We start from the raw sequence: 18,605 nt of genomic DNA on the forward strand, positions 1-18,605 counted from the left end.
GTATAAGAGACAGGGGCACCTGAAGCGGGTGGGGCGCGCGTGAGGGAGACGTACGCGTTCCGGCGCTTTGTGCTCGCGGCGGACAGCGAGCCGGATGCCGAGCCCGTCACGTACGCCGTGCAGTGCGCGGTGTGCGACGCGTCCGGGCCGGTGGCCGAGGTGGACAAGGAGGCCGTCGGCGAGCTGGGGACGGTGGAACGGGAGAGGGCGGCGCGGGCCGCCGCCGCGTGGGTGCGGCAGCACCGGTTCTCGCACGGGAGCATTTGACGTACCGGCTTGTCGAGACGCGGCCGTACCGGCTGGTCCCGGGGGCGTGGGGGGAGTGATGTTCTACGTCGACGGGTACTGGTGTGAGGCGGTTGTCCGCAGCCCGCTAGCGCAGACACCAGCCGCAGAGTAGCGGGTGATCACATGCTCGCCGCCGTGGCGGGTGAGGGGTGCTGGCCCTTCTTCGTGCCGGTGGTGATGACGAGCCGCTCGGCGATGTCGCGCAGGCTCATCTCCTGGTCACGCGGTGGGGGGCCATGGACAGCATGTCCTCGTCCGTGACACCCGCGCCGCCGATGGTCTTGCCGCGCTTGCGGGTGGACTCGCGGCCTTCGAGGATGCGGTCTCGGATGTACTCGCGCTCCATCCCGGACATGGCCGCCAACACGGTGAGCACGATCCCGGAAGGGTCGTGCGAGCCCTTCAGCTCCCCGGTCAGGAACTCCAGCCCGACGTCGCTGGTCTTCAGCTCTTCGGCGAGCATCGCGAGTTCGATGCCACGACCGAGACGCTTGCGCTCATGCACGACGAGGGTCACGGCGACGCCGGAGGAACGGGCCTCCCCGGCGAGCTTCACGACGGCCTCCAGCTCGGGGCGCCGGGTGGCGCGGGTGGAGGTCTTCTCCGAGAAGACGCGGATCGCCCCCGCCTCGGCGAGGGGGTCGAGCTGCGCGTCGAGGGACTGCCGGGCGGTCGAGGCCCGTGCGTGGCCGAGGCGGACGTGCCCGGCCGGTTCGGTGCTGGCGCTCACCGGACGGGGCAGCTCGGTCCACACCGACTCCGGCTTGCGTGCGGCCGGGGTCGGCACGCCGAGTGTCTTGGCGAGTTGAGGCACGGGGCGGAAGCGGGGCGGTCGGCCGCCCTTACTGGAACGTGACTCTCATGCGGTGGTCGTCTTCGGGTAGTGCGGACGCAGAGCGGCGGCGGCGACGCGGTCGAGCATCCGGTCCGGCAGTACCCGCGACAGGCGGGTGAGCAGGGCCGCGTCCCGGCCGACGGTGTAGCGCGTGCGAGGCTTCCTGGCGGTCACGGCCTTGGCGATCACCCGGGCGGCATCCTCGGCGGACGAACCGCCGGTGGTGCCAGCGGCAGTCAGCGCCATGACCGCCTGGATCAACGGCCCGTAGCGATCCCGGTGTTCCGGTGACATGGCCTGGGCCAGTCGGCCCGTGGTGGCGATGCCCCGGTCGCCCATCTCGGTGCGGACGCCACCAGGTTCGACGACCACCACCCGCACACCCAGCGGCGCCAGTTCCCGGCGCAGCGCGTCGCTGACCGCCTCCAGGGCGAACTTCGTGCCCGCGTAGGGGCCGAAGGTGGCCATGGCGACCTTCCCGCCGACCGAGCTGATGTTGACCACCCGGCCGCGGTGGCGCAGCAGGTCGGGCAGCAGTGCCTGGGTGACGGCGACGTGACCGAACAGGTTGACCTCGAACAGCCGGCGCCACTCGTCCAGCGGCAGGGCTTCGATCGGGGCGTTGACGGAGATGCCGGCGTTGTTCACCAACGCCCGCAGCGCACCTGCCTGCGCTTCGACGCGGGCGGCGAGCTCGGCGATGTGGCCGGGCTGGGTGATGTCGAGGATGACCGGCTCGACGCCCGGGGCGCGGAGCGCGTCGGCGTCCCGGACGCGGCGGACGCCGGCGAGGACGTGGAATCCCTGACGGGCCAGCTCGCGGGCGGAGGCCGCGCCGATCCCGGTCGAGGCTCCGGTCACGACGACGCAACCACGGGTGTCCCGCGAATTCTCAGATGACTTTGTCACCTGAATGAGGCTAGGGCGCCCCAGATGACAGTGTCAACTGTAGAGTGGTGGGCATGGTCAGCCGAGTGGAATCCGCTGCCGCGACGCGGCGCGCCTTGCTGGACGCGGCCGCCGGCCTACTCGACAGCGGCGGTCCGGGCGCGGTGACGTTGCGCGCGGTCGGGGCGCGCGCGGGAGTCACTCGTGGGGCCCCGTACCGGCACTTCCCCGACAAGGACAGCCTGCTGACCGCCGTAGCGGCCGAGGCCCTGGACCGGCTCGCGGATCAGGTACAGGCCGTGCGCGCCGATCCGCGGTTGTCCCCGGCCGACAAGCTGCACATGGGCCTGTCCGCGCTGATGACGGTCGGCCGCCGTCAACCGCACCTGTACCGGCTGATGTTCACCCACCCGGCCGGCGACCCCGCCGCGATCCATGCCGCAAAGCAGGCGGGCGATCGCGCGATGGGCGAGTTCCTCGGCATCGTCGGCGGTGTAGTCGGCGCAGAGCACACCCGCCGCTTCGCACCGCTGCTGTTGACCAGCGTGCACGGGATCACGGACATGGAGGTCAACGGACACTTGTCCGCGGACAAGTGGCACATCACGGCCGAGGAACTCGTCACGACCCTGGTAGCCATGATCGACCGACAGGCCCGCAGCGGGTAGCCGTGCGGCGAGCGGCCATGCACCGCTCCCGTCGCCGAGGGCTCCCGGCGACGGCTGCGGTGCAACCGCCGCCTGCCGGGGCTCACGCTTCCGCTATGACCACCGCCGAGGCGATTCCCGCGTCGTGGCTGAGTGACACGTGCCATTTCCGGACGCCCAGCTCCTCCGCGCGGGCGGCTACCGTGCCGCGCACGGTGAGGACCGGCTGGCCGCTGGGCTCGGTGTGTACCTCGGCGTCGGTCCAGTGCAGGCCGGGAGGCGCGCCGAGCGCCTTGGCCAGCGCCTCCTTGGCCGCGAAGCGGGCGGCGAGCGAGGCGATGCCGCGTCGCTCGCCGCTCGGCAGGTACAGCTCGCTGTCGACGAAGAGCCGGTCGGCCAGTTCGGGCGTGCGCTCCAGCGCCTGCCCGAACCGTTCGATCTCGGCCACGTCGATCCCCACCCCCACGATCACGGTCGGCTCACTCGACCGTGACGGACTTGGCGAGGTTGCGCGGCTGGTCGACCTCGTTGCCCCGGGCCGTGGCCAGCTCGCAGGCGAAGACCTGCAGCGGCACGGTCGCGACCATCGGCTGGAGCAGGGTGGGGGTGGCCGGCACCCGGATGAGGTGGTCGGCGTACGGGACGACGGACTCGTCGCCCTGCTCGGCGATGACGATGGTCAGCGCGCCCCGGGCGCGGACCTCCTGGATGTTGGAGACGATCTTGTCGTGCAGCACCGAGCGCCCGCGCGGCGAGGGGACGACCACGACAACCGGGACGCCGTCCTCGATGAGCGCGATCGGGCCGTGCTTGAGTTCTCCGGCGGCGAAGCCCTCGGCGTGCATGTACGCCAGTTCCTTGAGCTTCAGCGCGCCTTCGAGGGCGACGGGGTAGCCGACGTGGCGGCCGAGGAAGAGCACGGTGTCGCGGTCGGCGAGGCCGCGCGCGAGTTCCCGCACCGGTTCCATGGTCTCCAGCACGGCGTCCACGTCGTCGCCGATGCGGGCGAGCTGGCCGATGACGGACTGGATCTCGTCGCCCCACTTGGTGCCGCGCACCTGGCCGAGGTAGAGCGCCACCAGGTAGCAGGCCACAAGCTGGGTGAGGAACGCCTTGGTGGAGGCGACGGCGACCTCCGGTCCGGCGTGCGTGTACAGCACGGCGTCGGACTCGCGGGGGATCGTGGAGCCGTTGGTGTTGCAGATCGCCAGCACCCGGGCGCCCTGCTCGCGGGCGTGCCGCAGCGCCATCAGGGTGTCCATCGTCTCGCCGGACTGCGAGATCGCGACGACCAGCGTGCGGGAGTCGAGGATCGGGTCCCGGTAGCGGAACTCGCTGGCCAGCTCGGTCTCGCAGGGGATGCGCGTCCAGTGCTCGATGGCGTACTTGGCGATCATCCCGGCGTGGTAGGCGGTGCCGCACGCCACGATGACGATCTTGTCGACCTCGCGCAGCTCGCCCGCCGGGATGCGGATCTCGTCCAGGTGGAGCTGGCCGGCGGCGTCGATGCGGCCGAGAAGGGTGTCGGAGACGGCCTTGGGCTGCTCGGCGATCTCCTTCAGCATGAAGTAGTCGTAGCCGCCCTTCTCGGCGGCGGAGGCGTCCCAGTCGACGTGGTAGGCGCGGGTCTCGGCGGGCGCGCCGTCGAAGTCGGTGACGGTCACGCCGTCCCGGGTCAGCTCGACGACCTGGTCCTGGCCGAGTTCGATGGCCTCCCGGGTGTGCTCGATGAAGGCGGCCACGTCGGAGGCGAGGAAGGTCTCGCCCTCGCCGACGCCGACGACCAGCGGCGAGTTGCGGCGCGCGCCGACGACGGTGTCCGGCTGGTCGGCGTGCACGGCGACCAGGGTGAACGCGCCCTCCAGGCGGCGGCACACCAGCCGCATCGCCTCGGCGAGGTCGCCGCAGGAGGAGAAGTTCTCCGCGAGCAGGTGGGAGACGACCTCGGTGTCCGTCTCGGACTCCAGTCGGTGGCCGCGTTCGGCGAGCTCGGCGCGGAGGGCGGCGAAGTTCTCGATGATGCCGTTGTGGACGACGGCGACACGGCCCGCGTTGTCCAGGTGCGGGTGGGCGTTGCCGTCGGTGGGACCGCCGTGGGTGGCCCACCGGGTGTGGCCGATGCCGGTGCCGCCGGTCGGCAGCGGACGCTCGTCCAACAGCTTGGTGAGGTTGAGCAGCTTGCCGGCCTTCTTCGCCGTCGCCAGGCCGCCGTCGGCGAGCACCGCGACGCCCGCCGAGTCGTAACCCCGGTACTCCAGCCGGCGGAGGCCGGCGATGACCACATCGAGGGCGGACTGCCCTCCTACGTATCCAACGATCCCGCACATGCGCAGCAGCCTACGGCGTCCCCGCGCGTGCGCCGCCGACGACCGGCCCGCGATATCCGGATCCGGGCACGGCCCGCGACGTGGCCCGGATCACCTCCGCCCGACGGGGCGTTCGGGCGGCGCGGGCAGACAATGGGCGCGTGACCCGACCCGCGAGCGCGCTCCCCGCGCCCCCCGCAGCCCCCGCCGTCACGCCGTACGTGGACCTCAGCCGCGCCGAGTGGAGCGCGCTGCGGGAGCGCACGCCGCTGCCGCTGACGGCCGAGGAGGTCGAGCGGCTGCGCGGCCTGGGCGACGTCATCGACCTGGACGAGGTGCGGGAGGTCTATCTCCCGCTGTCCCGGCTGCTGAACCTGTACGTCGGCGCCACGCACGGGCTGCGCGGCGCGCTGAACACGTTCCTCGGCGAGGGCGCGCAGCCCGGCACGCCGTTTGTGATCGGGGTGGCGGGCAGCGTCGCGGTCGGCAAGTCGACCGTGGCGCGGCTGCTGCGGGAGCTGCTGGCCCGCTGGCCGGAGCACCCGCGCGTCGAGCTGCTCACCACGGACGGCTTCCTGCTGCCGAACGCGGAGCTGCACCGACGCGGTCTGATGTCCCGCAAGGGCTTCCCGGAGTCCTACGACCGGCGGGCGCTGACCCGGTTCGTCGCGGAGGTCAAGGCGGGCAAACCGGAGGTGAGCGCCCCGGTCTACTCGCACCTGATCTACGACATCGTGCCCGGTGAGCGCCTGGTGGTGCGGCGGCCGGACATCCTGATCGTGGAGGGGCTGAACGTGCTGCAGCCGGCGTTGCCCGGCCGGGACGGCCGCACCCGGGTGGCGGTCGCCGACTTCTTCGACTTCTCCGTGTACGTCGACGCACGCATCGAGGACATCGAGCGCTGGTACCTGGACCGGTTCCGCAAGCTGCGGCAGACCGCGTTCCAGAACCCGTTCTCCTACTTCCGGAAGTACACGCAGGTCAGCGAGGAGGAGGCGCTGGACTACGCCCGCAACACGTGGCGGACGATCAACCGGCCGAACCTGCGGGAGAACATCGCGCCCACCCGGGGCCGGGCGAACCTGGTGCTGCGCAAGGGCCCCGACCACACGGTGCGCCGGCTGTCCCTGCGCAAGCTGTGACGCGCGCCGGCCGGGGCCCCGACATCGCGGGCCCCGGCCGGGCGGCGTCCGCGCTCAGCCCAGTTCGGCCTTGACGACGTCCGCGAGGCGTTCGGCGACGGAACGGGCCTGCTCCAGCTCGGCGGCCTCCACCATCACCCGCACCAGCGGCTCGGTGCCGGAGGGCCGCAGCAGCACCCGGCCGGTCTCGCCCAGCTCCCGCTCGGCGTCCAGCACGGCGTCGGCGACGCGCGGCGAGGTCGCGACGCGGGACCTGTCCACCTCCGGCACGTTGATCAACACCTGCGGCAGCCGCCGCATCACGCCGGCCAGCTCCGCCAGCGGCTTGCGGGTCGCGGCGACCCGCGACGCCAGCAGCAGGCCGGTCAGCGTGCCGTCGCCGGTCGTGGCGTGGTCCAGCACGATGACGTGCCCGGACTGCTCGCCGCCCAGCGAATGGCCGCCGCGCTTCAGCTCCTCCAGCACGTACCGGTCGCCGACGGCGGCCTGGATCAGCCGGATGCCCTCCCGCTCGAGCGCCAGCTTGAAGCCGAGGTTCGACATGACGGTCGCGACGACGGTGCTGTTCCGCAGCGTGCCCTGCTCCTTCATCGCGAGCGCGAGCACGGCGAGGATCTGGTCGCCGTCGATCTCCTCGCCCGCGGCGTCGACGGCCAGGCAGCGGTCGGCGTCGCCGTCGTGCGCGATGCCGAGGTCGGCGCCGTGCTCGACGACCGCCGCGCGCAGCCCGGCGAGGTGCGTGGAGCCGCACTCGTGGTTGATGTTCAGCCCGTCGGGGCGGGCGCCGATGGTGATCACCTCGGCGCCGGCGCGGGCGAACGCCTCCGGCGAGACCCGCGCGGCGGCGCCGTGCGCGCCGTCGATGACGACCTTCAGCCCGTCCAGCCGGTGCGGCAGCACGGCCAGCAGGTGGGCGACGTAGGTGTCGAAGCCCTCGTCGTAGTCCCGCACCCGGCCGACGCCGGCGCCGACCGGCCGGTCCCACGGCCTGCCGTTCGCGTGTTCCCGGTAGACGGCCTCGATGCGGTCCTCCAGCTCGTCGGCGAGCTTGTGACCGCCGCGGGCGAAGAACTTCACCCCGTTGTCGGGCATCGGGTTGTGGCTCGCGGAGAGCATCACGCCCAGGTCGGCGCCGAGCGAACCCGTCAGGTGCGCGACCGCCGGGGTGGGCAGCACGCCCACCCGCAGCACGTCGACGCCCGCGCTGGCCAGGCCGGCCACCACGGCCGCCTCCAGGAACTCCCCGGACGCCCGGGGGTCACGGCCCACCACGGCCACCGGGCGGTGCCCCTCGGCACCGCCGGCGTCGGTGAGCACGTGCGCCGCAGCGACGGACAGACCGAGCGCCATCTCGGCCGTCAGATCGGCGTTGGCGACGCCGCGTACCCCGTCCGTACCGAAGAGTCGTCCCACCGTGGTTCCTCCGAGCTGTCGTGCGAGTGGCCGGGCTCGGGCCGTCGCTGCGACGGCCGGCCACACGGCCTTTTCATATATACGCCAGGGGGTCGCCCGGGCCGTAGCCCCGGGCATTCGCGGGCGCGGCGGCCCGCCGGGCCCGGTGGGGAGCCGCCCGGGGCGGCTGCGGGCCCGCACCGCATGCACCTACAAAGGGGAACGCCCCGGCAGCACGGTGTGTGCTGCCGGGGCGTTCCCACCACAGCCAGGTGCTGAGATCAGCGCTTGCTGTACTGCGTACCCTTACGGGCCTTCTTGAGACCGGCCTTCTTCCGCTCGACCGCGCGGGCGTCACGGGTCAGGAAGCCGGCCTTCTTCAGCGCGCCGCGGTTGTTGTCCACGTCGGCCTCGTTGAGCGCACGGGCGACGCCCAGACGCAGGGCACCGGCCTGGCCGGAGACGCCGCCGCCGGAGATCCGGGCGATGACGTCGTAGCGGCCCTCGAGCTCGAGCACCTTGAAGGGCTCGTTGACTTCCTGCTGGTGCACCTTGTTCGGGAAGTAGCCCTCCAGCGGACGGCCGTTGATCTTCCACTGGCCGCTGCCCGGAACGATCCGGACGCGGGCGATGGCGTTCTTCCGACGGCCGGTGCCGGCGGCCGGCTGCGGCTCGCCGAAGCCGGACGGCAGCGACTCGGAGGTGTACTCCTCGACCTCGGGGGTCTCGGTGGTGTACTCCTCGAACTCTTCGACGGGGGTCTCGGCAGTGGTCTCGGCCACGATTCTCCTCAGCTTCTCTTCGTCTCGGGGGTGGCCGGTGTTACTGCGCGACCTGGGTGATCTCGAACGGGACCGGCTGCTGGGCGGCGTGCGGGTGCTCGGCACCCGCGTACACCTTCAGCTTCGAGAACATCTGGCGACCCAGGGTGTTCTTCGGGAGCATGCCCTTGACGGCCTTCTCGACGGCCTTCTCCGGGTTCTTCGACAGCAGCTCGTCGTAGCGCACGGAGCGCAGACCGCCCGGGTAGCCCGAGTGACGGTAGGCGAGCTTCTGAGTCCGCTTGTTGCCGGACAGGTGCACCTTGTCGGCGTTGATGATGATGACGAAGTCACCAGTGTCAACGTGCGGCGCGTACACCGGCTTGTGCTTACCCCGCAGAAGGGTGGCCGCCTGAGAGGCCAGACGACCCAGGACGACGTCCTGGGCGTCGATGACGTGCCACTGGCGCTGAATGTCGCCGGGCTTGGGGCTGAACGTACGCACGGTCGTAGCCTTCGCTTCTTCAGTGAGTGGGTCCTGACAAGGCCACCTGACGATCACGACAGCCTGGAACCGGTGCGGTGACGCATCCGCACACGGGTCGCTGGTCATCGTCCTGGTGGACCGGCGTAGCGGCCTCTCACGTGAGAACGAGCAAGCCAATACGCATAACAAACCCGCAGACTACCGCCCCCGACACGCCGGGGTCAAAACGGGCCCCCGTCCCCCATCCGGCCGAACCCACCCGTCAGGATCCGCGGCCCGCGCCCGCCCGGGCCGTGTGCTCAGCGGGCGCGGACGACGCGGGTCTCGTCCCAGACCGGGTCCGGGGTCTCGCGGACGCGGCCGTCCGCGCCGAAGACCAGGAAGCGGTCGAAGCCGCGGGCGAACCAGCGGTCGTGGGTGACCGCCAGCACCGTGCCCTCGAACGCTTCCAGCCCGGCCTGGAGGGCTTCCGCGCTCTCCAGGTCGAGGTTGTCCGTCGGCTCGTCCAGCAGCAGCGCCGTCGCGCCGCCGAGTTCGAGCAGCAGGATCTGGAAGCGGGCCTGCTGGCCGCCGGAGAGCCGGTCGAAGGGCTGCTCGGCCTGCCGGTCCAGCTCGTAGCGGCGCAGCGCGGGCATGGCCTGGCCGCGGTCCCTGGAGTGCTCGGTCCACAGGATGTCCAGCAGGCTGCGGCCCTCCAGCTCGGGATGGGCGTGGGTCTGCGCGAAGTGCCCCGGCACCACGCGGGCGCCGAGCTTCCACATCCCGCTGTGCGCCACCGGGCGCTCCTCGTCCCCGGCGAGCAGCCGCAGGAAGTGCGACTTGCCGGAGCCGTTGGAGCCGAGCACCGCGACCCGCTCGCCGTAGAAGACCTCCAGGTCGAACGGCTTCATCAGCCCGGTCAGCTCAAGCCCCTGGCAGGTGATCGCGCGCAGCCCGGTGCGGCCGCCGCGCAGCCGCATGGTGATGTCCTGCTCGCGCGGCGGCTCCTGCGGAGGGCCCGCCTCCTCGAACTTCCGCAGCCGCGTCCTCGCCGCCTGGTAGCGGCTGGCCAGGCCGTCGTTGAACGCGGCCTTGTTCTTCAGGGTGTTGACGAGCTGCTTGAGCTGGGCGTGCTTCTCGTCCCAGCGGCGGCGCAGCTCCTCGAAGCGGGCGAAGCGTTCGCGCCGCGCCTGGTGGTAGGTGTCGAAGCCGCCGCCGTGCACCCACACGTCGGAGCCGGCCGGACCCGGCTCCACACTGATGATCTTCTGCGCGGAGCGGGCCAGCAGCTCCCGGTCGTGGGAGATGAACAGCACGGTCTTCCGCGTCTGCCTCAGCTGTTCCTCCAGCCACTGCTTGCCGGGGACGTCGAGGTAGTTGTCCGGCTCGTCCAGCAACAGCACCTGGTCGGGGCCGCGCAGCAGCGCCTCCAGCACCAGCCGCTTCTGCTCGCCGCCGGACAACGTGCGCACCTGCCGCCACTGGGCCTTCTCGTACGGCACGCCGAGCGCCGCCGTCGTGCAGACGTCCCAGCGGGTCTCCGCCTCGTAGCCCTGCGCCTCGGCCCAGTCGCTGAGGGCCTGGGCGTACTCCAGCTGCGCGGCCTCGTCGTCGCGTTCCATGATGGCCAGCTCGGCGGCGTCGACCGCTCGCGCGGCCTCCCGCACCCTGGGCGGGGCCACCGCCACCAGCAGGTCGCGAACGGTGCTCTCGTCCCGCACCGAGCCGACGAACTGCGGCATCACGCCGAGCCCGCCGCCGACCGCCACCGTGCCGTCGTCGGCGCGGAGGTCGCCTGCGATGATCCGCAGCAGCGTCGTCTTCCCCGCGCCGTTGGCACCGACCAGCGCGACGACGGCGCCCTCCCCCACCCGGAAGGAGACGTCGTCGAGCAGCACCCGCCCGTCCGGAAGCACGTATTCCAGGTGCGCGACCTCAACATGACCCATGAGGCCGGATTGTGACCGGCCACCCGGCCGGGCGCCAAACGGATTTCCGTAGGATTCGGCCCATGAGCTTTGGGCAAGGGGGGCCCGCCTGGGGCCCCGGGGGGTCCGGCACCCCGGACTGGGACGCGCTCGCCGCGAACGCCGCCGCCGACCGCGCACGACGCCGCCGCTGGCTGATGATCGGCGGCGGCGCGCTCGCCACCGCCGCCGTCGCGGCGGTCGTGGCAGTCGCGGTGGTGGCCGAGAGCGGGGGCCGCGGCAACGACTCGCCGAGCGCCCTGCCGAGCCCGGCGACGATACCGCCGAGCCCCGACCAGCCCGAGCCCACGTTCAACACCAAGGCGCCGCCGCCCCCGCCGAACCCCTACGACTTCATCTCCGACCCGAAGAAGGACACCGCGCCACTGACGGCGAAATCCCTCTTCCCGGACAAGAAGATCGAGCCGGGCGGACGCGAGTACACCCGGCGAGCCACCGCCTCCACCAAGAGCTGCGACGCGGCGGCCGTCGGCGACCTCAGCGCCTTCCTCACCGCCAACAAGTGCCGCGAGGTGCACCGCGCCACCTACACCGGCGACGGCATGCTGATCACCCTCGGCATCGCGGTCTTCGACTCCGTCGAGGTCGCGAAGAAGGTCGGCGACGAGGCTCCGACCAGCATCGCGCCGCTGCCCGGTGAGGGCGTGCCCGTCTTCTGCCGCTCGTTCGCCTGCCGGGCCGGCAGCAACTCGCACGGCAGGTACGCCTACTTCACCATCGCCGGCTACCTCAACGGCAAGGACACCTCCGCCGACGACGCCAGGACCCGCACCGCCGTGCAGGACATCGGCGGCTACGCCTACCAGCGCATCGAGCAGCGCGGCAAGGACCAGGCCCTGGCCGCCGCGACGGCCCCGCCTGAGTAGCGCCGTCGTCCGTCGCCCGTCGTCCGTCGCCCGTCGCCCGTCGCCCGTCGCCGAAGCACTCACCTGAAAGCGGTACCGTCCGGCGCCACTTCGCCGGCCGGTACCGCCGCCACGCACGGCGTGGCCGACCGACCATTCACACCAACGGGGGAACCATGACCGCCTTCGGCCCACCGTCCACACCCGACGAGAACAGACCGGCGCCGACCGCCGAGCCCACCGCGGCCCCCGGCGCGCGGCCCGGCGACGGCCCACCGCCCGGCCCCGGCGCGGCAGCGGGCCCCGCCGCGATACCGGGCCCCGGCACCGGCTACCCGCCGGCCGGTGGCGGCTGGTACTACGCGCCGCCGCCCCCACCGAAACCCGGCGTCGTGCCGCTCCGCCCACTCGGCTTCGGCGACGTGCTCACCGGCGCGTTCGACACCGTGAAGCGCTACCGGACCGTCCTCTCCGGCTATCTGGCGCGGATCGTCGGCCTCGGTGTCCTCACCCTCGCGCTGCTCACGGCCGTCGGCACGGTGATGGCCCGACGCGGCGCCTTCGACGGGTTCGCGGCGGGCTTCTGGTTCTCCGCCACGGTCGACGGCGGGGCCTTCAGCGCAACGGCCGCGGACAGCCCCGCCTTCGGCACCTCGTTCCTGGCGCTCGCCGCGCTGGTGCTGCCCGCCGCCCTGGTCATGGTCCTGCTCGCCACCGCGCTCCAGGCGGCGGCGATCGTGGTGACCAGCTACGCCGTCCTCGGTCTCCCGCTCACCGTCGAGGAGCTGCGCGGACGCGTCCGCGAGCGCTTCGGTGCCCTGTTCCTCACCCGGTTGCTGACCGCCCTGCTGGTCGGCGGCGCGACGGCCGTCTGCTGGCTGCTGCTCGGGCTCGTGGGCCTGGGCCTGCTCGGCGCGGGCGCGCCGAGGTCCTTCTTCATCGTCGCGCCGCCGCTCTCGCTGCTCGCCGTGGTCGCGGTCGGCTGCTACCTGGTCATCCGGTGGGGCTTCGGCCCTACGGCGTGTGTCCTGGAGGGCAAGCCCCCGGTCGCCGCCCTCCGCCGCTCCAGCGAGCTGGTGCGCGGCTCGTGGTGGCGCGCGTTCGGCTACTCGGCCCTGGTCAGCATCATCCTGAGCACCCTCGACCAGATGATCCAGATGGTGCTCATCATCCCGGCTCTGGTGGTGGCCTTCGCGATCTGGTCCAGCGGTGATCCGTCGGCGACACGCATGTTCCTCGCCGTCACGGTGGTCGGGGTCGCCATGCTGCTGCCGCCCGTCGCCACGCTGCCGATCAGCCACATGGCGACCACGCTGCTCTACACCGACCACCGTTTCCGCGGCGAGGGTCTGCACGAGCAGTTGGCCGCCGACGCGCGCGGCTGAGCCCCGGCGCCGGCCCCCGGCGGCGGGCTCGGCGACACCGGCCTCGGCGACACCGGTCTCAGCGGCGGCGGCCTCAGCGGCAGGGCGTGAGGCAGCCGCCGCCGGGGCCCGGGAGCGTGCGGCGGTTGCGGGCTTCCAGGTTGCGGGCGGCCAGAGCGTCGTCGGTCGGGTAGCCGACCTCCTCCAGGGTCAGCCCGTGCGGCCGTACGACGTGCACGGCGCTGTCCCGCTCACCGGCGGCCAGCACCCCGGCCGGCCAGGACGGCGGCCGGTGCCCGTCGCCGACGAAGAGCATCGCGCCGACCAGCGAGCGCACCATGTTGTGGCAGAACGCGTCCGCCTTGACCGTCGCCTCCAGCACCCCGTCCGGCAGTCGCTCCCAGCGCAGCTCCTGAAGGGTGCGGATCGTCGTGGCACCGTCGCGCTTCTTGCAGTACGCGGCGAAGTCGTGCTCGCCGAGCAGCGCGGCGGCGGCCTCGTTCATGGCGTCCACGTCGAGCGGCCAGTTGTGCCACAGCACGTGGCCGCGCCGCAGCGGGTCGACGCCGCCGGGGTGGTCCGAGACGCGGTAGGCGTAGCGGCGCCAGATGGCCGAAAAGCGCGCGTTGAAGTGCGGCGGGGCCACCGCTACCCGCCACACCCGCACGTCCATCGGGAGGCGGCCGGCGAGGCGGCGCAGCAGCTGTTCGCCGTGCCGTTCCCACAGCTCCTCCGGCAGGTCGAAGTGGGCGACCTGGCCGCGGGCGTGCACGCCGGCGTCGGTGCGCCCGGCGACGGTCAACTCGACCGGCGGGCCGTCCTCCGGCAGCCGCATCACCACCCGCAGCGCGTCCTGGATCTCGCCCTGGACCGTGCGCCGTCCGCGCTGCACGGCCCAGCCGGAGAAGTCCTTGCCGTCGTAGGACACGTCCAGCCGTACCCGGACGAACCCGGGCGCCACCTCGTCACTCACGTGGTCGATCCTCTCAGAGCAACAGCCGTCACCGGGCTGTGGGCGGTACGCGGACGGGCCCGCTCCCTCAAGGGGAGCGGGCCCGTCGCGAGGAAGTCAGGCGCCTCAGGCGTCCTTCTTCTCCTCGGCGGCCTCAGCGGCCTCGCCCTCGGCCTCGGCGGCCGGAGCCTCGTCCTTCTTGAGGTCCTGCAGGGCCTCGTCGCCGGCGGCGTCCTTGGCGGAGCGCTTCGTGGCGGCCTCGGCCTCACCGACAGCCTGCTGCTGCACGGTCAGGGCCTCCACCAGCTCGATGACGGCCATGGGCGCGTTGTCGCCACGGCGGTTACCGATCTTGGTGATGCGGGTGTAGCCACCCGGGCGGTTCTCGTAACGCGGGCCGATCTCGGTGAAGAGCGTGTGGACGACGCTCTTGTCCAGGATCGTGCGCATGACCTGGCGGCGGTTGTGAAGGTCGCCCTTCTTCGCCTTGGTGATCAGACGCTCCGCGACCGGGCGCAGGCGGCGGGCCTTGGCCTCGGTCGTGGTGATGCGGCCGTGCTCGAAGAGGGCCGTGGCGAGGTTCCCCAGCATGGCCTTCTGGTGCGACGCGCTGCCGCCCAGACGGGCGCCCTTGGTGGGCTTCGGCATGTTGTTTCTCCTTGTGTCTCTGCACCGGCCGTATCAGGTACCGGTGTCAGGCCGACTGGGCGGTCGCCCAGCCGAGTCCCGGACGTCCCCCCGCCGAGGAGGGACGTCCGAGTGGTTCGGGGTACTGCTCAGTACTGCCGGCTACCGCTCTCAGTACTGCTCGGTCTCGACGAAGCCCTGGTCGGAGTCGTCGTCCGTGCCGAAGGCGTCGGCCGCGGCGGTCGGGTCGAATCCGGGCGGGCTGTCCTTGAGGGCCAGGCCCATGCCGGCCAGCTTCGCCTTGACCTCGTCGATCGACTTCGCGCCGAAGTTGCGGATGTCGAGCAGGTCCGCCTCGGAGCGGGCCACCAGCTCGCCCACCGAGTGGATGCCCTCACGCTTGAGGCAGTTGTAGGAGCGGACGGTGAGCTCCAGCTCCTCGATCGGCAGCGCCAGGTCGGCGGCGAGCGCGGCGTCGGTCGGCGACGGGCCCATGTCGATGCCCTCGGCGTCGACGTTCAGCTCGCGGGCCAGACCGAACAGCTCGACCAGCGTCTTGCCGGCGGACGCCACGGCGTCACGCGGACGCATGGCCTCCTTGGTCTCGACGTCGACGATCAGCTTGTCGAAGTCGGTGCGCTGCTCGACACGGGTCGCCTCGACCTTGTAGGTGACCTTCAGCACCGGGCTGTAGATGGAGTCGACCGGGATGCGGCCGATCTCCTGGCCCAGCTGCTTGTTCTGCACGGCGGAGACGTAGCCGCGACCGCGCTCGACGGTCAGCTCCATCTCCAGCTTGCCCTTGGCGTTCAGCGTCGCCAGGACCAGGTCGGGGTTGTGCACCTCGACACCGGCCGGCGGCGCGATGTCGGCGGCGGTGACCAGACCCGGGCCCTGCTTGCGCAGGTACATCACGACCGGCTCGTCGTGCTCCGAGGAGACGACCAGCTGCTTGATGTTCAGGATCAGGTCGGTGACGTCGTCCTTCACGCCCGGCACGGTGGTGAACTCGTGCAGGACGCCGTCGATCCGGATGCTGGTGACAGCGGCGCCGGGGATCGAGGACAGGAGCGTACGACGCAGGGAGTTACCGAGGGTGTAGCCGAAGCCGGGCTCCAGCGGCTCGATCACGAACCGGGAGCGGAACTCGTCGACGACCTCTTCGGTCAGGGTGGGACGCTGAGCGATCAGCATGGGAATGTGCCTCCAGTGTTCGGCAACCGCTATTTGATGCCGAGGTCTCCGGGCGGCTGCCCGGAGCCGTGACTACAAGGGTACGGGCGGCACGACGCTTTTCGCGCCGCACCGCCCGTACCCGCGGGGCTCACGGACGGCGAACCGCCGTGAGCCCCGAAGGTGTGGAACGTCCCGCAGTGACGTCGTCCGACGTCGGGCGCCCGAACGTCAGACGCGGCGGCGCTTGGGCGGCCGGCAGCCGTTGTGCGGGGTGGGGGTGACGTCCTGGATGGAGCCGACCTCCAGGCCGGTGGCCTGGAGCGAACGGATCGCGGTCTCACGGCCGGAGCCGGGACCCTTCACGAAGACGTCGACCTTGCGCATGCCGTGCTCCTGCGCGCGGCGGGCAGCCGACTCGGCGGCCATCTGCGCGGCGAACGGGGTCGACTTGCGCGAGCCCTTGAAGCCGACGTGGCCGGCCGAGGCCCAGGAGATCACGTTGCCCGTGGGGTCGGTGATCGAAACGATGGTGTTGTTGAACGTGCTCTTGATGTGAGCGTGCCCGTGGGCGACGTTCTTCTTCTCCTTGCGGCGCACCTTCTTGGCGCCGGCCGTACGGCCCTTCGGAGGCATATGGATTCTCTCCCGTGGAGGTGGTCGGTCCTACATCCGGACCGCGATGACATGCGGGTGGGTGGGGCAGCCAGCGGCAGCCGACGACCGGTTCATCCGCCCGCAGCAGCGTCCGGTGCGGACTACTTCTTGCCCGGCTTCTTCTTGCCGGCGATGGCGCGACGCGGGCCCTTGCGGGTGCGAGCGTTCGTCTTGGTGCGCTGACCACGGACCGGCAGGCCACGGCGGTGACGCAGACCCTGGTAGTTGCCGATCTCGACCTTGCGGCGGATGTCGGCCTGGATCTCGCGACGGAGGTCACCCTCGGTCTGGAAGTTCTCGTCGACGTACTCGCGGATCTTGACGAGGTCTTCCTCGCCGAGGTCGCGGACGCGGGTGTCCGGGTTCACACCGGTGTTCTTCAGGGTCTCCTGCGATCGGGTGCGACCGATGCCGAAGACGTAGGTGAGGGCGACCTCGATGCGCTTGTCGCGCGGAAGGTCAACGCCTTCAAGGCGTGCCATGAACGTGGCTCCTGTGAGTTGTCGGAGGTCTTCCACAGCACCGCTCCACGGCCTCCCGGCCGAGGTCCCCGGCCTCCGACCGGGGGTGTCGTCCCGCACACGCGCCCAGGGCGCGTGGTGTCACGGAACGGGTGACTGCGTATGTACGTGTTGCTCGCGTCGCGAGAAGAGGCGGCTAGTGCTTGCCGGCCCGTGCGTCAGCCCTGGCGCTGCTTGTGGCGCAGGTTGTCGCAGATGACCATGACCCGGCCGTGACGGCGGATCACCTTGCACTTGTCGCAGATCTTCTTGACGCTCGGCTTGACCTTCATGGGATGTGAGGTTCTCCGGGTCAGGCCATCACCCCACGGGAGCGAGGTGCTGGCTCGATCTACTTGTAGCGGTAGACGATCCGTCCACGAGTCAGGTCGTAGGGAGACAGCTCCACCACGACCCGGTCGTCGGGAAGGATACGGATGTAGTGCATCCGCATCTTGCCGCTGATGTGCGCGAGGACCTGGTGGCCGTTCTGGAGCTCCACCTTGAACATGGCGTTCGGCAGAGACTCGACGACGGTGCCCTCGATCTCGATGGCCCCTTGTTTTTTGGCCATACTTGAGCGCTTCACCTTCCGGATTCGGCTACCTGGATCGGTCCGGGCACAGGGGTGTACCAGGACCGACGAGCCAGTCTACGACACGGCCGAACGAAAGACGAATCCGGGTATCCTCCCCCACCCGCAAGATCGTCAATCGTCCTGCGGAAGACGTGTCGCACGGGGAGGCCGGTGAGGCGTCACGGGCTTCGCTCAGGCGAGGGGGTCGGGGGCGGCCTCGACGCCGTACTCGGCGAGCTTCGCCCTACCGCCGTCCGGGGCGGTCAGGACGAGCGGGCCCTGCTCGGTGAGCGCGACGGAGTGCTCCCAGTGGCTGGACCACGAGTAGTCGTCCGTCTTCACCGTCCAGTCGTCCTCCAGCACATGCGTCTTCGCCGTGCCGAGGCTGACCATCGGCTCGATCGCCAGGCACATGCCGGGCACCAGCTTCGGGCCCTTGCCGCGCCGCCGGTCGACGTAGTTCAGCAGGTGCGGGTCCATGTGCATCTCACTGCCGATGCCGTGGCCGCCGTAGTCCTCGATGATCCCGTAGCGGCCGGACGACGGGCGCGGCTGACGCCGGATGTAGCCCTCGATCGCCTTGGAGATGTCCACCAGCCGGTTGCCCCTGCGCATCGCGGCGATGCCGGCCCACATGGACTCCTCGGTGACCCGGCTCAGCTCGACCAGCTCCGGCGCGTGCCCGCCGCCGACGAACACCGTAAGCGCCGCGTCACCGTGCCAGCCGTCGATGATCGCGCCGGCGTCGATGGAGATGATGTCGCCGTCCTTCAGCACCGTCTCCCGGTCCGGGATGCCGTGCACGACGACGTCGTTCACGGACGTGCAGATGTTGCCGGGGAAGCCGCCGTAGCCGAGGAAGTTCGGCTTGGCGCCGTGGTCGGACAGCACCTTCGCGGCGACCTCGTCCAGGTCCTTCGTCGTCGCGCCCGGCACCGCGGCGGCGGCGCACTCCCGGTGCATGGCGGCGACCACCAGCCCCGCCGCGCGCATCTTCGCGATCTGCTCCGGGGTCTTGATCTCCACCATGACGGCTGACGCCTCCAGCTCCGACACCTGTATGTTTCCCGGCGCCGGGCGAGCATCAACGAGGACGGTTCGATCACCGTCCACATGGGCAAGGCGCGCCTCCCGGAGTCCGAGGTGACCGTCGCGGTCGGCGCGCGCGAGTGGCCCGCCCGCAACGTCAACATGGGC

General features: G+C 71.4%; 21 protein-coding genes and 1 pseudogene. 6 read left to right on the forward strand and 16 right to left on the reverse strand.

Going from position 1 to position 18,605, the window contains the following annotated elements; all coding sequences use genetic code 11:
• The first annotated feature begins 39 nt into the window (after positions 1–39).
• Entirely contained in the window at positions 40–267 is a 228-nt protein-coding gene (locus FNX44_RS11015; RefSeq protein ID WP_143647865.1) for a DUF7848 domain-containing protein, read from the forward strand.
• A gap of 229 nt (positions 268–496) precedes the next feature.
• Here the strand turns inward: FNX44_RS11015 and FNX44_RS11020 are convergent, their stop codons facing one another.
• Both FNX44_RS11020 and FNX44_RS11025 read right to left on the reverse strand, forming a co-directional pair.
• A complete protein-coding gene (locus FNX44_RS11020; protein ID WP_323369219.1) occupies positions 497–1,102 on the reverse strand; it encodes a recombinase family protein in 606 nt (201 codons plus the stop codon).
• A gap of 45 nt (positions 1,103–1,147) precedes the next feature.
• The gene (locus FNX44_RS11025) at positions 1,148–1,984 is read right to left on the reverse strand and encodes an SDR family oxidoreductase (protein ID WP_143647866.1); all 837 of its coding nucleotides are present in this window, start codon (positions 1,982–1,984) and stop codon (positions 1,148–1,150) included.
• A gap of 101 nt (positions 1,985–2,085) precedes the next feature.
• Here FNX44_RS11025 and FNX44_RS11030 point away from each other — a divergent pair, with 101 nt between their 5' ends.
• Positions 2,086–2,679, forward strand: coding sequence for a TetR/AcrR family transcriptional regulator (locus FNX44_RS11030; RefSeq protein WP_143647867.1), 594 nt, complete (start codon positions 2,086–2,088; stop codon positions 2,677–2,679).
• A gap of 82 nt (positions 2,680–2,761) precedes the next feature.
• Here the strand turns inward: FNX44_RS11030 and FNX44_RS11035 are convergent, their stop codons facing one another.
• Both FNX44_RS11035 and glmS read right to left on the reverse strand, forming a co-directional pair.
• Positions 2,762–3,130 (reverse strand): holo-ACP synthase, encoded by a 369-nt coding sequence (locus tag FNX44_RS11035; protein ID WP_143647868.1) that lies wholly within the window; start codon positions 3,128–3,130, stop codon positions 2,762–2,764.
• 7 nt (positions 3,131–3,137) lie between these two features.
• Positions 3,138–4,985, reverse strand: a complete 1,848-nt coding sequence (glmS, locus tag FNX44_RS11040; RefSeq protein ID WP_143647869.1) for a glutamine--fructose-6-phosphate transaminase (isomerizing) — start codon at positions 4,983–4,985, stop codon at positions 3,138–3,140.
• Between the two features lie 140 nt (positions 4,986–5,125).
• On the opposite strand from glmS, the gene coaA reads away from it, so the two are divergent.
• Positions 5,126–6,106: a type I pantothenate kinase gene (gene coaA / locus FNX44_RS11045; protein WP_143647870.1), complete on the forward strand. Its 981-nt coding sequence runs from the start codon at positions 5,126–5,128 to the stop codon at positions 6,104–6,106.
• 54 nt (positions 6,107–6,160) lie between these two features.
• Here the strand turns inward: coaA and glmM are convergent, their stop codons facing one another.
• The 4 genes from glmM to FNX44_RS11065 form a co-directional block, all read right to left on the reverse strand.
• Positions 6,161–7,519 (reverse strand): phosphoglucosamine mutase, encoded by a 1,359-nt coding sequence (glmM, locus tag FNX44_RS11050; RefSeq protein WP_143647871.1) that lies wholly within the window; start codon positions 7,517–7,519, stop codon positions 6,161–6,163.
• Positions 7,520–7,779: 260 nt separating this feature from the next.
• Positions 7,780–8,280, reverse strand: a complete 501-nt coding sequence (rpsI, locus tag FNX44_RS11055; RefSeq protein ID WP_143647872.1) for a 30S ribosomal protein S9 — start codon at positions 8,278–8,280, stop codon at positions 7,780–7,782.
• A 40-nt stretch (positions 8,281–8,320) separates the two neighbouring features.
• Positions 8,321–8,764, reverse strand: a complete 444-nt coding sequence (gene rplM, locus FNX44_RS11060; RefSeq protein WP_143647873.1) for a 50S ribosomal protein L13 — start codon at positions 8,762–8,764, stop codon at positions 8,321–8,323.
• 281 nt (positions 8,765–9,045) lie between these two features.
• The gene (locus FNX44_RS11065; protein WP_143647874.1) at positions 9,046–10,674 is read right to left on the reverse strand and encodes an ABC-F family ATP-binding cassette domain-containing protein; all 1,629 of its coding nucleotides are present in this window, start codon (positions 10,672–10,674) and stop codon (positions 9,046–9,048) included.
• Between the two features lie 62 nt (positions 10,675–10,736).
• Here FNX44_RS11065 and FNX44_RS11070 point away from each other — a divergent pair, with 62 nt between their 5' ends.
• Together FNX44_RS11070 and FNX44_RS11075 are read left to right on the forward strand one after the other, a co-directional pair.
• Entirely contained in the window at positions 10,737–11,579 is an 843-nt protein-coding gene (locus FNX44_RS11070; RefSeq protein ID WP_153507131.1) for a hypothetical protein, read from the forward strand.
• Positions 11,580–11,734: 155 nt separating this feature from the next.
• The gene (locus FNX44_RS11075) at positions 11,735–12,943 is read left to right on the forward strand and encodes a DUF7847 domain-containing protein (RefSeq protein ID WP_143647877.1); all 1,209 of its coding nucleotides are present in this window, start codon (positions 11,735–11,737) and stop codon (positions 12,941–12,943) included.
• 73 nt (positions 12,944–13,016) lie between these two features.
• On the opposite strand, the gene truA is transcribed toward FNX44_RS11075, so the two are convergent.
• The 8 genes from truA to map all read right to left on the reverse strand — a co-directional run bounded on the left by truA (position 13,017) and on the right by map (position 18,437).
• Positions 13,017–13,895: a tRNA pseudouridine(38-40) synthase TruA gene (truA, locus tag FNX44_RS11080; protein ID WP_143647878.1), complete on the reverse strand. Its 879-nt coding sequence runs from the start codon at positions 13,893–13,895 to the stop codon at positions 13,017–13,019.
• A gap of 105 nt (positions 13,896–14,000) precedes the next feature.
• Positions 14,001–14,522 (reverse strand): 50S ribosomal protein L17, encoded by a 522-nt coding sequence (rplQ, locus tag FNX44_RS11085; protein WP_143647879.1) that lies wholly within the window; start codon positions 14,520–14,522, stop codon positions 14,001–14,003.
• A gap of 150 nt (positions 14,523–14,672) precedes the next feature.
• Positions 14,673–15,695: a DNA-directed RNA polymerase subunit alpha gene (locus FNX44_RS11090; RefSeq protein WP_143647880.1), complete on the reverse strand. Its 1,023-nt coding sequence runs from the start codon at positions 15,693–15,695 to the stop codon at positions 14,673–14,675.
• A 210-nt stretch (positions 15,696–15,905) separates the two neighbouring features.
• The gene (rpsK, locus tag FNX44_RS11095) at positions 15,906–16,310 is read right to left on the reverse strand and encodes a 30S ribosomal protein S11 (protein ID WP_004571845.1); all 405 of its coding nucleotides are present in this window, start codon (positions 16,308–16,310) and stop codon (positions 15,906–15,908) included.
• Between the two features lie 122 nt (positions 16,311–16,432).
• Positions 16,433–16,813, reverse strand: a complete 381-nt coding sequence (gene rpsM / locus FNX44_RS11100; protein ID WP_143647881.1) for a 30S ribosomal protein S13 — start codon at positions 16,811–16,813, stop codon at positions 16,433–16,435.
• Positions 16,814–17,010: 197 nt separating this feature from the next.
• On the reverse strand, positions 17,011–17,124 hold the full coding sequence (gene rpmJ, locus FNX44_RS11105; RefSeq protein ID WP_003956441.1) for a 50S ribosomal protein L36: 114 nt from the start codon (positions 17,122–17,124) through the stop codon (positions 17,011–17,013).
• A gap of 59 nt (positions 17,125–17,183) precedes the next feature.
• Complete coding sequence (gene infA / locus FNX44_RS11110) at positions 17,184–17,405, reverse strand: translation initiation factor IF-1 (protein WP_003948620.1); 222 nt, start codon at positions 17,403–17,405, stop codon at positions 17,184–17,186.
• Positions 17,406–17,600: 195 nt separating this feature from the next.
• Complete coding sequence (gene map, locus FNX44_RS11115) at positions 17,601–18,437, reverse strand: type I methionyl aminopeptidase (RefSeq protein ID WP_143647882.1); 837 nt, start codon at positions 18,435–18,437, stop codon at positions 17,601–17,603.
• A 54-nt stretch (positions 18,438–18,491) separates the two neighbouring features.
• Between map and FNX44_RS28910 the strand changes: the two are divergent.
• Positions 18,492–18,605 (forward strand): annotated as a pseudogene (locus tag FNX44_RS28910) (diaminopimelate epimerase); the annotation flags it as partial.

This window comes from Streptomyces alkaliterrae (genome assembly GCF_007097205.2).
GTDB classification, from domain to species: domain Bacteria; phylum Actinomycetota; class Actinomycetes; order Streptomycetales; family Streptomycetaceae; genus Streptomyces; species Streptomyces alkaliterrae.

Coding starts and splice junctions, on each gene's coding strand:
- FNX44_RS11030 (WP_143647867.1), top strand. CDS start 2,086: ATGGTCAGCCGAGTGGAATCCGCTGCCGCGACGCGGCGCGCCTTGCTG.
- glmS (WP_143647869.1), bottom strand. CDS start 4,985: ATGTGCGGGATCGTTGGATACGTAGGAGGGCAGTCCGCCCTCGATGTG.
- FNX44_RS11065 (WP_143647874.1), bottom strand. CDS start 10,674: ATGGGTCATGTTGAGGTCGCGCACCTGGAATACGTGCTTCCGGACGGG.
- FNX44_RS11070 (WP_153507131.1), top strand. CDS start 10,737: ATGAGCTTTGGGCAAGGGGGGCCCGCCTGGGGCCCCGGGGGGTCCGGC.
- FNX44_RS11075 (WP_143647877.1), top strand. CDS start 11,735: ATGACCGCCTTCGGCCCACCGTCCACACCCGACGAGAACAGACCGGCG.
- rplQ (WP_143647879.1), bottom strand. CDS start 14,522: ATGCCGAAGCCCACCAAGGGCGCCCGTCTGGGCGGCAGCGCGTCGCAC.
- FNX44_RS11090 (WP_143647880.1), bottom strand. CDS start 15,695: ATGCTGATCGCTCAGCGTCCCACCCTGACCGAAGAGGTCGTCGACGAG.
- rpsK (WP_004571845.1), bottom strand. CDS start 16,310: ATGCCTCCGAAGGGCCGTACGGCCGGCGCCAAGAAGGTGCGCCGCAAG.
- rpsM (WP_143647881.1), bottom strand. CDS start 16,813: ATGGCACGCCTTGAAGGCGTTGACCTTCCGCGCGACAAGCGCATCGAG.
- rpmJ (WP_003956441.1), bottom strand. CDS start 17,124: ATGAAGGTCAAGCCGAGCGTCAAGAAGATCTGCGACAAGTGCAAGGTG.
- infA (WP_003948620.1), bottom strand. CDS start 17,405: ATGGCCAAAAAACAAGGGGCCATCGAGATCGAGGGCACCGTCGTCGAG.
- map (WP_143647882.1), bottom strand. CDS start 18,437: ATGGTGGAGATCAAGACCCCGGAGCAGATCGCGAAGATGCGCGCGGCG.